The sequence below is a fragment of the Psychrobacter sp. SC65A.3 genome, from assembly GCF_025642195.1.
GTDB classification, from domain to species: Bacteria; Pseudomonadota; Gammaproteobacteria; order Pseudomonadales; family Moraxellaceae; genus Psychrobacter; species Psychrobacter cryohalolentis.
Genome location: NZ_CP106752.1, coordinates 1 through 15,243, shown reverse-complemented (window position 1 = coordinate 15,243; position 15,243 = coordinate 1). Strand labels below are relative to the sequence as shown.

At 43.6% G+C, this 15,243-nt stretch carries 9 protein-coding genes and 5 pseudogenes; 11 read left to right on the top strand and 3 right to left on the bottom strand.

Going from position 1 to position 15,243, the window contains the following annotated elements:
- Positions 1-3: 3 nt before the first annotated feature.
- Positions 4-2,316, top strand: coding sequence for a ribonuclease R (gene rnr / locus OEG80_RS00070; RefSeq protein ID WP_011514721.1), 2,313 nt, complete (start codon positions 4-6; stop codon positions 2,314-2,316).
- A gap of 84 nt (positions 2,317-2,400) precedes the next feature.
- Here rnr and OEG80_RS00065 read toward each other — a convergent pair whose 3' ends face one another.
- The 3 genes from OEG80_RS00065 to hisA all read right to left on the bottom strand — a co-directional run bounded on the left by OEG80_RS00065 (position 2,401) and on the right by hisA (position 5,307).
- Positions 2,401-2,706, bottom strand: coding sequence for a hypothetical protein (locus OEG80_RS00065; RefSeq protein WP_133104063.1), 306 nt, complete (start codon positions 2,704-2,706; stop codon positions 2,401-2,403).
- Positions 2,707-2,790: 84 nt separating this feature from the next.
- Complete coding sequence (locus tag OEG80_RS00060; protein ID WP_263241190.1) at positions 2,791-4,509, bottom strand: mechanosensitive ion channel family protein; 1,719 nt, start codon at positions 4,507-4,509, stop codon at positions 2,791-2,793.
- Positions 4,510-4,566: 57 nt separating this feature from the next.
- On the bottom strand, positions 4,567-5,307 hold the full coding sequence (gene hisA, locus OEG80_RS00055; RefSeq protein WP_011514724.1) for a 1-(5-phosphoribosyl)-5-[(5-phosphoribosylamino)methylideneamino]imidazole-4-carboxamide isomerase: 741 nt from the start codon (positions 5,305-5,307) through the stop codon (positions 4,567-4,569).
- Between the two features lie 933 nt (positions 5,308-6,240).
- Between hisA and OEG80_RS00050 the strand changes: the two genes are divergently transcribed.
- The 10 genes and pseudogenes from OEG80_RS00050 to nqrM all read left to right on the top strand — a co-directional run bounded on the left by OEG80_RS00050 (position 6,241) and on the right by nqrM (position 15,132).
- A complete protein-coding gene (locus tag OEG80_RS00050; RefSeq protein ID WP_263241188.1) occupies positions 6,241-7,593 on the top strand; it encodes a Na(+)-translocating NADH-quinone reductase subunit A in 1,353 nt (450 codons plus the stop codon).
- A gap of 5 nt (positions 7,594-7,598) precedes the next feature.
- A complete protein-coding gene (locus OEG80_RS00045) occupies positions 7,599-8,834 on the top strand; it encodes an NADH:ubiquinone reductase (Na(+)-transporting) subunit B (protein WP_011514726.1) in 1,236 nt (411 codons plus the stop codon).
- Complete coding sequence (locus tag OEG80_RS00040; protein WP_149492261.1) at positions 8,815-9,747, top strand: Na(+)-translocating NADH-quinone reductase subunit C; 933 nt, start codon at positions 8,815-8,817, stop codon at positions 9,745-9,747. The genes OEG80_RS00045 and OEG80_RS00040 overlap by 20 nt, the downstream gene beginning before the upstream one ends.
- 33 nt (positions 9,748-9,780) lie before the next feature.
- Positions 9,781-10,324, top strand: a pseudogene (locus OEG80_RS00035) (NADH:ubiquinone reductase (Na(+)-transporting) subunit D).
- Between the two features lie 91 nt (positions 10,325-10,415).
- Positions 10,416-11,023, top strand: a pseudogene (nqrE, locus tag OEG80_RS00030) (NADH:ubiquinone reductase (Na(+)-transporting) subunit E).
- Positions 11,024-11,146: 123 nt separating this feature from the next.
- Positions 11,147-12,378, top strand: a pseudogene (nqrF, locus tag OEG80_RS00025) (NADH:ubiquinone reductase (Na(+)-transporting) subunit F).
- Between the two features lie 87 nt (positions 12,379-12,465).
- Positions 12,466-13,004: pseudogene (locus OEG80_RS00020) on the top strand (SDR family NAD(P)-dependent oxidoreductase).
- Positions 12,980-13,291, top strand: coding sequence for a hypothetical protein (locus OEG80_RS00015; protein WP_263241186.1), 312 nt, complete (start codon positions 12,980-12,982; stop codon positions 13,289-13,291). Before OEG80_RS00020 ends, OEG80_RS00015 begins: the two are co-directional and overlap by 25 nt.
- Positions 13,292-13,640: 349 nt before the next feature.
- Positions 13,641-14,733: pseudogene (locus tag OEG80_RS00010) on the top strand (FAD:protein FMN transferase).
- 150 nt (positions 14,734-14,883) lie between these two features.
- Positions 14,884-15,132 (top strand): (Na+)-NQR maturation NqrM, encoded by a 249-nt coding sequence (nqrM, locus tag OEG80_RS00005; protein WP_263241184.1) that lies wholly within the window; start codon positions 14,884-14,886, stop codon positions 15,130-15,132.
- Positions 15,133-15,243 lie beyond the last annotated feature (111 nt).

The following is a 15,243-nucleotide window of genomic DNA, read 5'->3' as shown; positions in this document are numbered from 1 at the left end:
TTTATGAGTTGGAATGATCCAAACGCCTCAAGTGAGGCACAAAAATATGATAACCCGATTCCTAGTCGCGAGCTTATATTAAGCACGATTAATGAACACGGTGAAATCACCCATCAGCAATTGGCAAAAGCCTTTAATATTGCTGATCCTGACCAGTTTGACGCTTTGGGCAACCGCCTAAAAGCGATGACACGCGATGGACAAGTCAATCGTGACGGTCGCCCTTATCGCTATCGTACAGTCACTCAGCACGACATCGTCACCGGTACAGTAACAGCCCATCCAAAGGGCTTTGGCTTTGTATTATTAAGTGATATGCCTGACCTATTCTTGCATGAAAAACAAATGCGTTGGGTCTTTAATGGCGATACAGTAGAAGCCGTTGGCACGTCAACAGACAACCGCGGTCGTACTGAAGGTCGTATCGTTGATGTCGTTGAGCGTCGTCAAAATCATTTTATCGGTACGCTGGCTCATGATGAAGACGGTTACTGCGTTGAGCTTGGTAGCCCAAATAACCATCAGCCGATTACCGTTACAGAAGACAATGTACAGGCTTTCAATGCTAAGCAAGGCTCGCCGGTAAAAGTTGATATTATTGATTGGCCAAATCAGCATGAATTTGCCACGGGCAAAATTACTGAAGTCTTATCTGATGACAATGATCGCGAACTGATCATTGAGACTACGTTACTTAATTATGATATTCCATCAGAGTTCAGTGAAGCGGCGCTCAATCAAGCAAATGATTATAAAGAGCCGACTGAAAAAGATCTAAAAGGTCGTGTCGACTTACGTGAGTTGCCATTAGTGACGATCGATGGTGAAGATGCTCGTGATTTTGATGATGCTGTGTTTGCAGAAAAGCGTTCTGGTGGTAATTATCGCGTCTTGGTAGCGATTGCGGATGTCAGTTATTATGTGACACCGAACTCGCCACTTGATCAAAATGCCTACGAGCGTGGTACGTCAGTATATTTCCCGCATCAAGTGATTCCTATGTTGCCTGAAGTACTGTCTAATGGTCTCTGTTCGCTGAACCCTAATCTTGATCGCCTCTGTATGGTTGCTGATATTAAGATATCACGTGCTGGTAAAATCACCAGTTATGAGTTTTATCCTGGCGTCATGCACTCGCAAGCGCGCTTGACTTACAATCAAGTGAACGCTTATCTTGAGAATCCAAAAGACAGTAGTGTTCCAAAATCGTTGACAGAAAATAAAGAGGTCAAAAAATCTGTCGATACCTTACATCAACTGTATGAGCTACTCCTCAAAAAGCGTGAAGAGCGTCATGCGATGGAGTTTGAGACCGTTGAAACTTATATTAAGTTCAATGAAAAAGGTGGTATCGAAGCCATCTTGCCTCGTACGCGCGGTGATGCGCAAAAGCTTATCGAAGAGTGCATGTTGCTTGCCAATACCTGTGCAGCAAACTTTGCACTAAAAAACGAGCTGCCTGTGTTATATCGTAATCATGATAAGCCTGATGGCGAAAAGTCGATGCGTATCCATGAATATGCCAAAAACTTTGGTCTAAGCTTCCCAGAAGAAAATCCTACTCAAGCGGATTATCAGCGTATCATTGAAGCAACTAAAGAGCGTCCTGACGCTATCAGTATTCATAGCATGCTGTTACGTTCGATGATGCAAGCAAACTATTCTCCTGATAATATCGGTCACTTTGGTTTGGCTTACGACGAGTACAGCCATTTTACCTCGCCGATTCGTCGTTATCCTGATTTAATGTTGCATCGTGCGATCAAGGCGAAAGTGACAAATGCCAAACAGCCTGTGATGGATTTTTCATTAGAAGGTGCTGGCATGCAAACCTCAGATACTGAGCGCCGTGCTGAAAAGGCTTCACGCTATGTAGAATCGTGGCTCAAATGTCATTATATGAAAGATCATGTCGGCGAAGAGTTCGATGGTGTTGTAACTACCGTCACAAACTTTGGTTTATTTATTACTCTGACGGATTTGTATATCGATGGTTTGGTTCATATCTCAAACGTTGGTGACGATTTCTTTGTTTATGATGAGCAGCAGCAACAGCTTATCGGTAAAGATAGAGGCACAGTGTTTGGGCTGGGCGATTTGGTTAAAGTGAAAGTAGCTGGCGTTAATATGGATCTGCTACAAATTGACTTTGGTTTACAAGCAAAGCTGCAATCTAGTAAAATGAATCAAACTAAGAAAGATCATTCAAACTCTAGTCAGCCAAACCGCAGCTCCACAAGCAAAGATCAGCCAAAGAAATCACCTGCGAAGAGAAGCGGCAGTCGTGGTGGTAGAGGCAGTAGTAAAAAGAGCTAAACCAGCTTGAATCTATAAGTATTAAAAAAGGCTAACGTTATCGTTAGCCTTTTTTGTGTCTTCAGTTTTCTAATAATAGATCTATCACTGCTCCGCAGGACTCATTTGCTCTAAGCGCGCAGCATCTGCTTGCTGTGCCTGATCGATCTTGGTAGTAGCATCATCTAGAATGGCTTTCGGCTGCTGACCTAAGGGCTTGCTTGCGATATCTGATGTATCGCTGGCATTAGCATTTCTCGTATCAGAACCATTATTTTCAGATACAGCTGCCTCACTACTCGCTGCTATAACTTCTCGGTTTTGTTCACGTTGACTGCCATTCATGACATTAAAACCCAATAACACAACCATACCAACGACCGCGAATATAATCAGATGTTTCATTTGCATAAAAATGTCTCGTCTAGTTCGATAAAATGTAGATAAACATTTCGCTGCATTTTCTATGCCGATTTTTATAGTTGGTATTCAACGCTACTCTTGCGGGCTACTATTACTTAATAAATCAGTTTCATCTGAATTTTCGGCAATTTCCTGTTCAACCTTTTCCATTAGCTTTTCGTCAGGGCGCGCATCAAGCACTTGATCGGCATTCCGACCTTGCAAGATATGCTTCGCCCGCGCCTTTGCTTGTTGCTTATCTTTATCTTCAATCGTAGTTTCAGCCGCTTGAGCGTCATTAGCTATTTTAGAATCATTAGAAGGCTTAACGATGATAGGCGTTACTGTTATGTCCTCTTGAGACTTATCACCATTTCGACTGCTTTGGAAATACTCAAACGCTTGTTCTAGTTTATGGTTAAAGCGTAACTGATAAATTGGCTCAGGTAAGCTAAAACCTTCATCTTCTAAAGCATGCTTGGTCTCGCGAATAGCTATACTGCGGGCTTTGGAAAAATCAGCTTCTGATTGATTGACCCATACTTGGAACTGCAAAATAATGTTTGAGTCGCCTACCTCCTTGATAATCGCAGTGACTTTTGGCTTATCTAAGGCAAAACCCAATTGAGCAATCGCATCGATACCCACTTTGATGGCAGCAAGCGGATCGTCATTGGCATCAACGCCTAATTCAAAGGTAAAGCGGCGCTCAGGATTTTTGGTATAATTTAAAATCGTGGCTTTAAATACTTCGGCATTAGGAATACGTAATTGATTGCCATCTAACGTCATTAAAATAGTCGCGCGCGACGTCAGGCGCACCACTATTCCCTCTTGAGCATTAATCAAAATATGATCGCGGGCGCGAAATGGCTGGCGAATACTGAGCATTAAAGAGGCAATATAATTTTCAATAGTATCCTTAACCGCGAAACCAACGGCAATACCGATGACCCCAGCGCCGCCAAGTAGCGTTCCCAAAATCGTCTCCGCGCCGATCAGGCTTAGTGCTAATATAAGCCCCAAAATAATAAAGATAACTTTGACAGTCTGCGACAATAATTCTGCAACAAAAGGATTGGGCGTTAGGCGCTGCCACATTTTTTGCCGATTAGACAACCAACTACCAAACCAAGTTACTAAAGCAAATAAAATAATCCCGACCAATAATAACGGCACAGCTTTGATAAGGTTTTTGGCTTGAGCTTTGATGCTTTGATAAACCGTCGTGACATTATCCTGAACATCAAGCGTTCGGTTAATCTTATCTTCAACTGTGACAACATCTGTCAAACGATTGGTAAGATTAATGGCTTGTTGGGCTTTTTTCTCGTTGGGTGTTTCACCGGTTAGAGTAACAACGCCTTGAGTGACACCAACATTAATTGCTTGCAAGCCTTCAATTTCTGAGAATATCCCACTGATACGTTGGCGGATGTCATTATCATGTTGCACAGTTTGAGCGGTTTCGATTTGAGTGTTATTACTGCTCTCGCCATCGATAGGAGGTGTAGGTTCAATTGAAATAGGTATCAACGGAGGTGGTACAGCTGGCGCTTGAGCCGGCAAAGTGCCACTTTCAGGAGTATTACTAGGAAGAGGGGTGCTATTAATGTCATTAGCCGCATTAGGTAATGCGTTGCTATCAAGCGCAGGCTTGGCAGCATTACTGTCTAATACAGTAGGATTAACAGTTTCGCTTTCTTGAGCGGCATAAGCTGGTAAACTTAATAGGATGCTTAATGGCAACAGCCATTGACTCCACATTTTTTGGCACTTGCGTGATGTAATGCAGTCAAAATAAGTGGCCATAAGCATCCTTGATTACGCCTTATCTATTCAAAATCTGATAAGCGTATTTTTCAAATATTATTTACCGTCCAAATAAAGTTGTGCCTCGCCCAAATCTAACGTGCCCTCATAGATAGCACGACCAGTGATGATACCTTCAATGCAATCACCATAAGGTTTTAACAACTCAATATCTTTCATATCGGTGACGCCGCCTGATGCAATCACTGGTAAGCCACCTTCACGTGCCAAATTGACGGTTTGCTCGACATTAACGCCTTGCATCATGCCATCACGGGCGATATCGGTATAGACGATAGAAGACACGCCAACATCAGCAAAACGTTTGGCAAGTTCAGTGGCTTTGGTGTCAGTCACGTTTGCCCAACCATGGGTTGCGACCATACCATCTTTAGCATCGATACCAACGATAATGTGTCCAGCAAACTCACGGCACGCCTCAGCAACAAAATCCGGATCTTCAACCGCTTTGGTACCGATAATAATATAGGTCAGACCAGCAGTAATATACTGCTCAATAGTTTGCATATTGCGCACACCACCGCCCAATTGAATTGGCAGTTTAGGAAAAGCTTTTGCAATGTCATGCACCACTTGCTTATGCACTGGAATCCCATCAAATGCGCCATTTAGATCGACCAAATGCAGACGGCGCGCGCCTTCTTTTACCCAACGTGCCGCCATCGCCACAGGGTCATCAGAAAATACCGTATCATCTTCCATACGACCTTGTTTTAAGCGCACACACTTACCATCTTTGAGATCGATAGCAGGGATAATCACAGGGACAGCGCACATATAGGATTCCTTATAAAACGATATTAATAATCAAAACTTGGAGGTAGGTTAGCTTACAAGAGCCATTTAAACACAAACTTAATATAAAATGTCTAGAACTGCCAATTTAAACAGGTCACGATAAAGTCAATTCACTACCAAAGATGTATAAGCATGATAGTGATTTAAAAATGATGTAAGTACTCTAGTCATAAAATCAACTAAAGTTTTCTCTCTATTGCAGCAGAAAACAGACAGTCATAACCATAAGTTTTACCACAAAGGATTACTAGCAACATTGGGTAAATTCGATTACCAACTGGCAATTTTAGGTCAGTTTAGCGTATAATCCTAGGTAAATTTGTATTTGTGCGATAAAGCCGGATCGTCTGCTACCTATAGATGGTTTCGATCATTGCAAGATAGATGATAATGCGGTATTGATACGCTATTAAACGTTTTGCTTAGCAACGGCTGTTACTCAGTCCTAATATTTATCCTATAATCATAGGTTATTCAATAGCGCTTAGATAGCTTCTACTCAGTATCATAAGTCATTTATCTCTCATTTGTATTTAAGCAAATGGGTGGTGCTGCTTAAATCTCACAAATAGTATGGATTTTAAGATTTTAATAAATCGTATGGTAAAACCGTATTTTGTCTAACACCATTTCTTTAAGAGATGAGAATTAGATTGCAGTGTTTTAGTATACACCTTGGTAGCCAGTCGCCACTTTGGTCATTCGAATAAGACATTAACGTGTTGTTAAGGAGTCTAAGGTCAGCGTTAATACTCTTACTAGTAGTCATGAAGTGTCATTATTAAAAACCTTATCGCTGTCTTTTTATAAGATATGATTTGGTTGTTTTAGTGATGGCGTTACCATTCATGCTGCCGATATACCACACAGGACGTCTGGTATCGTTTTAGACTATGGACTAAGTTTTCGCTTATGATTACCATCAAGAAAGGTTTGGATTTACCCATCACTGGTGAACCCTCCCGCGAGATATCTGAGCACAGACCCGCCCATGTGGCACTTATTGGCTATGATTACGTTGGTATGAAGCCGACGATGAATGTCAAAGAAGGCGATATCGTAGCAAAAGGTCAACCCGTTTTTGAAGACAAAAAACGGGCTGGCGTTATCTACACTGCGCCTGCTGCTGGTAAAGTCATCGCGATCAAACGCGGTGAACGTCGTGTGTTTGAAAGTCTTGTGATTGCGGTCGACCCAAATGGTGCGGAAGTAGAATTTCAGCGCTACGACTCCCAGCAACTTGCTGACCTAGATTCTGAAGTTGTTGAAACCCAACTGCTTGCCTCTGGTGAATGGACGGCGTTTCGTACGCGTCCCTATAGCCGTGCTCCTGAAATCGGTGCTCGTCCTCATGCTATCTTCGTCACCGCCATGGATACCAATCCGTTGGCGTTTGACCCGATGCTGCTGATTAACGAGCAACTGCAGGCGTTCAATGATGGTCTTGCTGTCTTGTCAACACTCAGCCCCAAGACCTTTGTCTGCCATCATGGCAATAGTTCGTTGACGCCAGTTGCCAAAACCGCAGCTAATAATGTCACTGAATATCATAGCTTTGCTGGCAAACACCCTGCTGGTCTTGCAGGCACGCACATTCATTTCTTGCACCCTATCATGCGCGGCACTAGCGTCTGGACGATTGGTTATCAAGATGTGATTGCGATTGGTAAGCTATTTACCAGCGGTCGTTTATATACGCGTCGCCTACTGAGCTTAGCTGGTCCTGCTGTCAGTAATCCTCATATCATCGCCACTGAACGCGGTGCGGATATTGCTGCCTTGACCAAAGGTAATTTGACAGCTGGCGAGAACCGTGTGATTTCAGGTTCAGTGCTGTCTGGGCGTCAAGTATTTGGCAATATTGCCTATCTTGGTCGCTTTGATAATCAAGTCAGTGTGCTAGCAGAAGGTCGTGAGCGTCCAGCGTTCCACTTCTTTACGCCAGGGGTCAACCGCTTCTCTAAACTGCCTATCTATATTTCGCAGTTTTTTGGTGGCAAAAAATATAACTTCACCACCACGAGCAATGGCTCACCTAGAGCGATGGTGCCAATCGGTGTCTATGAAGAAGTCATGCCACAAGACTATCTGCCAACCCAGCTATTGCGTGCTTTGATTGTCGAAGACATTATCACGGCTGTAGATTTGGGTGTACTTGAATTGGACGAAGAAGATTTAGCATTATGCACCTTCGTATCTCCTGGCAAATATGAATTCGGCGATATTTTGCGTGATAACTTAACGCGCATTGAGCTGGAGGGCTAACCACGATGAAATTTTTACACAATATGTTCGATCGTATGGAGCCGTCTTTCACCAAGGGTGGCAAACACACAAAATACTACGCTATCTTTGAGATGTTTGATACTTTTTTGCGTCAACCAAGCTCAACGACATACGCATCATCACATGTGCGCGACGGTATTGACCTTAAGCGTATTATGATTACCGTCTGGTTATGTACCTTCCCAGCAATGTTTTGGGGTATGTACAATATCGGTCATCAAGCATTGACTGCGATTGCAACCCTTGGCTTACAGCCTGAAGGCTGGCGCACCATTATTACCAGTATGGCAGGCTACAACCCAGACAGTATCTGGGCAAGTTTCGTCTACGGTGCTATGCAGTTCTTACCGATTTACCTTGTGACCTTTGGGGTTGGTATTCTCTGTGAGATTATCTTTGCCGTCGTCCGTGGTCATGAAGTCAACGAAGGCTTCTTTGTTACCTCTGTACTGTTTGCACTATGTCTGCCACCCGATATCCCATTATGGCAAGTTGCCTTAGGTATTATCTTTGGTGTGGTCGTGGCAAAAGAGGTATTCGGTGGTACGGGTAAAAACTTTCTTAATCCCGCTCTATCGGGTCGTGCGTTCTTATACTTTGCTTATCCGGCTTATATGTCAGGCGACTCAGTATGGACCGCGGTTGATGGTTTCTCAGGTGCAACGCCACTTGGTCTTGCTGCGCTCGGCGTCGTTCCACAAGATTTTGTAGATGTTTATGGCAATGCCATCACGTGGAGTGATGCATTCTTAGGCAACATGCAAGGCAGTATCGGTGAAGTATCGACGCTAGCTATCTTAATGGGTGCTGCTGTCCTACTTTGGACGCGCATTGCCTCATGGCGCATCATGGCAGGTTGTGTGGTGGGTCTGATTGCCACATCTCTTGTGTTTAATATGATTGGCTCTGAAGACAATATGATGATGAGCTTGCCGTTTTACTGGCACTTAGTGATCGGTGGTTTTGCTTTTGGTGCCGTATTTATGGCAACTGATCCAGTATCTGCTGCGCATACCAATAAAGGGCGCTGGGCTTACGGTATCTTGATTGGTTTTATGACCGTATTGATTCGTGTCATTAATCCAGCTTTCCCAGAAGGCATCATGCTAGCCATTTTATTTGCTAACTTATTTGCGCCACTGTTTGACTATTTTGTCACTCAAGCAAATATCAAACGCCAAACTGCTCGGAGGGTTCGCTATGTCCAAGCCCAAAAGTAATAACGCAAAAACCATCAGTGTGGCGTTGACGCTATGCTTGGTGTGTTCGGTATTGGTCTCAGCTGCGGCTGTGGGTCTAAAGCCTGCGCAAGTAGAAAACGCGCGCTTAGACCGTAATAAAAACATCTTGGTTGCCGCTGGTATGTTTGACCCGGCGTCCGATACCAATGAAGATGTGGCGGAGCGCTTTAAAGATTTTGAGGTAAAAATCGTTGACCTAAATAAAGGCAACTACCTTGATGATGACGCGCTGACCGCTGCTGGCATCCCTGACCGTAATGCTTATGACGCCAGCCAAGCAACTAAAAATAAAGCACTGAGTGAAGATTTGGGTGGTAATGATCCTGCCGGTATCGGTCGTAAGCCTAAATATGCCAAAGTTTATGTCAAAAATGATGACGCTGGACAACCTGAAATAGTGGTACTACCGATCCAAGGCTACGGTCTTTGGGGTACTATCTATGGTTTCTTAACCCTTGAAAGCGACATGAATACCATCAAAGGTATCAGTTTCTATGACCATAAAGAAACTCCAGGTCTAGGCGCTCGTATCGAAGAGCCAGAATGGCGTGCGATGTGGAGTGGTATTCACTCTTATGATGACAAAGGTGCCGTTGCTACTGGCGTGACCAAAGCTGGTAATCCAAAAGAGAACTGGGTTGACGGTATTAGTGGTGCAACTTTGACCAGTCGCGGCGTCAGCAACATGATTCAGTTTTGGTTGGGTGAGCAAGGCTATAAGCCATACTTAGACCAGCTGCGTGAAGAAAGTGGTAAAACACTGGTAGACGCTGAAGTAAAAGCAAGTCAAAGCCCGTATAAAAAACTGGGTCAAAACTTACATCAACAGCAGGCGCATTCTGTAACCGAACTGGTAGCAGTGATACCAGCAGCACACGGCAAGGAGGCATAACATGGCTGATACAAAAAGTATTTAACCTCGCCCATTTTTGACAATAACCCTATTGCTCTACAGATATTAGGTATCTGTTCGGCATTGGCGGTAACGACCAGTGTAGCAAATGCACTGGTGATGAGCGTGGCATTGACCTTGGTCACCGCATTTTCAAGCTTTTTTATCTCTATCATCCGTAAGCAAATCCCATCGAGTATTCGTATTATCGTGCAGATGACGATTATTGCTTCATTGTTATCTTGGTCGATCAGATACTAAAAGCGGTCGCTTATGATGTGAGTAAAGGCTTGTCGGTATTTGTTGGTTTGATTATCACCAACTGTATCGTCATGGACGTGCTGAAGCATTTGCCATGAGCAATCCGCCTATTCCAAGTTTCTTGGATGGTATCGGTAACGGTTTGGGTTATTCAGCCGTACTACTATTTGTCGCAAGTATTCGTGAAATCTTGGGTGCAGGCAGCTGGTTTGGTATCACTATCCTACAAACTGCGACCGATGGTGGCTGGTATGTACCAAATGGTTTATTGTTACTACCACCGTCAGCATTCTTTATTATCGCCTGTTTATCGTGATTATCCGTACATGGAAACCTGATCAGGTCGAAGACGCTGAATTTGTAATGAAGCCGCAATCTAAAGGCATGGCTCAAGGGGGCGGTCACTAATGGGACATTATGTCAGTTTATTTATAACCTCGGTCTTTATCGAGAATATGGCGCTGGCCTACTTCTTAGGCATGTGTACCTTTTTAGCCGTATCAAAAAGGTTTCAACCGCTATCGGTCTTGGGGTAGCAGTCGTTGTCGTGATGGCCATTACCGTACGCTAAATAACCTACTGTTCCAGTTCATCCTAAAAGATGGTGCGCTGGCATGGGCAGGTTTTCCTGATATTGACTTAAGCTTCTTAGGCTTACTCAGTTATATCGGTTTTGATTGCTGCCACCGTACAGATTCTAGAGATGTTCTTGGATAAGTTCGTCCCAAGTCTGTATAACGCACTCGGTGTGTTTTTGCCACTTATTACCGTTAACTGTGCCATCTTAGGTGGCGTACTGTTCATGGTAGAACGTGACTATAACTTTTGGTGAATCAGTGGTGTACGGTGTCGGCGCAGGCTTTGGTTGGGCACTGGCGATTACCGCATTGGCAGGTATTCGTGAAAAATTGAAATACTCAGACATTCCAGCGCCGCTGCGCGTCTTGGTATTACCTTTATCACGGTTGGTCTGATGTCACTTGGCTTTATGTCGTTTGGCGGTATGTCAATTTAAACCGCTGAGCTTAAAAGCTTATTTAGCGATTTGACCTATTTAATTCATTTATTCGGTAGGGGTTCAGAGAAAACGCAATGACGTCTTTTCGCTCCCCTACTCCATAGATTAAGGATACCTACCATGGATTACGCTACGGCGATTGGTGGCGTTGCTATGTTTACCTTGATCATCATGGGTCTCGTTGCCATTATTTTGGCAGCGCGCTCACGACTGGTCAGTTCAGGCGATGTTACTATCCATATTAATGATAATCCCGAGAATGACGTTGTAACACCTGCAGGCGGCAAACTGCTACAGACATTGGCAAGCGAAGGCATTTTTCTTATCTTCAGCTTGTGGTGGCGGTGGTACTTGTGCCCAGTGTCGTTGCCGCGTGATTGAAGGAGGCGGATCTATTCTGCCTACCGAAGAAGGTTACTTTACCCAAGGTGAGATTCGCAATCATATGCGTCTTGCTTGTCAGTAGCCGTTAAGCAAGATATGAAAATTGAGATCGATCCTGAATTCTTTGATGTACAAAAATGGAATGTGAGGTTATCTCTAATGATAACGTTGCGACCTTTATTAAAGAATTGGTACTGAAGATTCCAGATGGCGAAGAAGTGAACTTCCGTGCTGGTGGTTATGTACAGCTAGAAGCGCCACGCATGAAGTGCATTATAAAGACTTTGATATTGCTGAAGAGTATCAAGACGATTGAATAACTTTGGCATCTTTAAATACGTCTCAAAAGTTGATGAGCCTGTTATCCGTGCCTATTCAATGGCTAACTATCCGGATGAAAAAGGTTTAATCAAATTTAATATTCGTATTGCCAGTCCGCCGCCGCGCGGTCCTGATGGTATTCCACCGGGAAAAATGTCTTCTTGGACCTTTAGCCTAAAACCTGGTGATAAAGTCACAGTATCCGGTCCTTATGGTGAGTTCTTCGCCAAAAAGACCGAAGCTGAGATGATATTTGTCGGTGGTGGTGCTGGTATGGCACCGATGCGCTCGCACATTTTCGATCAGCTCAAACGCCTCAACTCTGATCGTAAGATTAGTTTCTGGTATGGCGCGCGTTCTATTCGTGAGATGTTCTACGTTGAAGATTATGATCAGCTAGAAGAAGAGTTTGCTAACTTTGAGTGGCATGTGGCATTGTCTGATCCATTACCAGAAGATAATGGGATGGCTATACAGGCTTTATCCATAATGTCTTGTTAGAGGAATATCTCAAAGACCATCCAAATCCAGAAGATTGTGAATACTACATGTGTGGGCCACCGATGATGAATGCGGCGGTCATCGATATGCTGCACAGCATGGGTGTTGAAGATGAAAATATCATGCTTGATGACTTTGGTGGTTAATTAGGGTGGTTAAGCTTAATCGTTAAGCAACCACAATTAACAGAATAATATATGCTAAATTAAGAGTCTCAATGAGGCTCTTTTTTTATGGGCGAAACGGAAAGGATTCCTATGAAAACCAACTATAAAGATTTGACCATTTGGATAACAGGCGCGTCAAGCGGTATCGGTGAAGCATTAACCATCGCCTTTGCCAAACGCGGCGCTCGTATTATTCTAAGTGGACGTGATAAAGAGAAACTAGCACTGGTAAAAAGCCGCTGTAAAAATAGCAAAAACCATATCGTTATCCTTTTGATATAACCGATGCTGAGCAAGTAAAACAAGCATACGCTACCGCTAAAACTCAAGCAGGAAAAATCGATTGGCTGATTAATAATGCGGGTATCAGTCAACGCGCGCTTATCATGGATACACTGAAGACGTCGAGCGACAAATTATGGAGATAGATTATTTTGCACAGACGCGTCTGAGCAGATTGGTATTGCCAAGATATGCTCGCACAAGGTGGCGGCAAAATAGTGATGATATCAAGTGTTGCAGGGTTACTAGGTACACAATATCGCGGTGCTTATGGTGCTGCTAAAGCGGCTATTCATATGTGGGCGAAACAGTCTGCGTGCTGAACTGCCACGAACAAGGAATAGAAGTAGCAACGATATTCCCAGGATTTATTCAAACCAATATCTCTATTAATGCCTTGACTGGTGATGGTAGTGCACAAGGGACGATGGATGCGGCAACCAATAAAGGTCTGACGGCGACTAGCTTTGCTAAACAAGTCGTCAAAGCCCTTACTAAAGGGGAAGAGTATATTATCGTTGCTGGTCGCAAAGAAAAGCTCGCCACCAAGGTTAATCGCCTATCACCGCCCAAACTTTATAAGCTCATTCGTGAGTCGCAAGTCAAATAAATCTAGCATGTAATTAACTATAGTTAGTGACATGTTATATCGCTACATCACGTACGGCTGGTACTAATTTTTCTTGCTTGCTATGCCTACATAGACCGCAAAAAATTCATACCAGCCCTACCGTAGCTTTTTTAGGTATTTTAGCTATATATATTACATAGCAATCAATATCTGAAAATGTTTTAAGCCGACAATTGGCGTTATGGTGACAAGGGTGTAAAATAGGCACGCTTAGCTTATTTAATAGCTAACGCCTCATTTATCCCTTCGCTATATCAAGTTGTGATGACTCATATGAAAAAACCCAAGCATACAAAAATCAATACCACTCTCATTTTCTGTCAAATCGATGAATACCGCCCTACTACCTATTATCGCTATAAGCACTGCACTAGGGATGAGCGCTTGCCAGCAAAAGACCGATTATAATAATCTGAGCGGTGAGACTATGGCACCAGCTATCATATTAGCTATCAGTTGCCTAAAGGCGCTGATGAAGCGGCTATACAAGCAGCCATCGATAAGCGCCTGCAAGATATCAATGACAGTATGTCCACTTATCAAGCGGACTCTACCATCTCTAAATTTAATCAATTAGACAAAGATGAGCCTATACCATTGATGAAGATTTAATCATGTGTTGGTAGCTTCAAGACAAGTTTATGATCTATCGGGTGGTGCCTTTGATCCTACAGTGATGCCATTGATAGACACTTGGGGCTTTGGTAGCACGATGACCGTTGAGCGTTTGCAAAGTCCACCGACGGCGCTTGAGATTGCGCAAGCCAAAGCCTTGGTCGACTTTGAAAGTATCATTCAAAAAGATAAGACTATCTATAAAGCCAAAGATGGCATTGGGCTTGATTTTTCAGCAGTGGCTAAAGGCTATGGTGTCGATGTCATCGCTGATGTGCTAAAAAACAATTATCAAATTCGCAATTATATGGTTGAGATTGTGGTGAGGTGGCAACTCTGGTGTCAGTGCGCAACAACAACCTTGGCAAATTGCGATTGATGCACCGATTGAAGGTAGTACCGTCAGCGAGCGTCAAACTATGGCAGTGATTCGCCAACCGATAAATAATGGCAACACGATGCATCTAGCGACCTCTGGCAACTATCGCAACTCAGTCGTCTTTGATGGTAAGCACTACAGTCATACCATTGACCCGACTACAGGTGAGCCAATTGTAGGTGGTGCACCATCGGTAACCGTCGCGGCAGACACCGTCGCGCTGGCTGATGCTTGGGCAACCGCCTTAACTGCTATGCCTTACAAAAAAGCTTTGAGCGTCGCCAAGGAGCAAAACATAGCGGCATTGTTTGTCGTGTTGGCAGATGGTGTGAGCATAGAAGAAGCAGCTGCGGACAGCATTGATGATTGGCAAGTGGTGCAAACACCTGCTATGCAAGCATTACGTGCTGATAAAAAGTCCAGCTAAATCTAAAAACACTAATAGAAGCTAATTCGGTATCTTTCTGAAATTGTCTTACTAAGCTGAGAAGCTCAAACGGACAAGATGAATTTTTGCTATACTATTAAGAGGTTATCACACAGATAACCGTCCTACTTTTAACGCGAGGTCTCCTCTATGCTTAGCCAACTGCTTCCCATGCTTGCTATCACCTTTACCGTATTCATGCTGTTTTTTATCTTTATGGGTATCGGTTATATGGTCAATAAAAAGCCGCTTAGAGGGTCTTGTGGCGGTGTTGCCAAATTGATGGGCAATGAGAAATGCTCGTACTGCGGTGATGACCCTAATAAATGCGATTCTCTCATCGCCGAACAACAAGAGAACGCTTTAAAAGCGGCTCAATTGGCAAATCGGTATAAATAGTCGGTTTGTTACCATACGCTGGTAGTATTTAGCCGTCATTTGTTCTTATAATAGCGCCAGACCTTATAAAAAAAGGGCTGGCGCTATTTTTTATGGCGCAGCGTTATTATT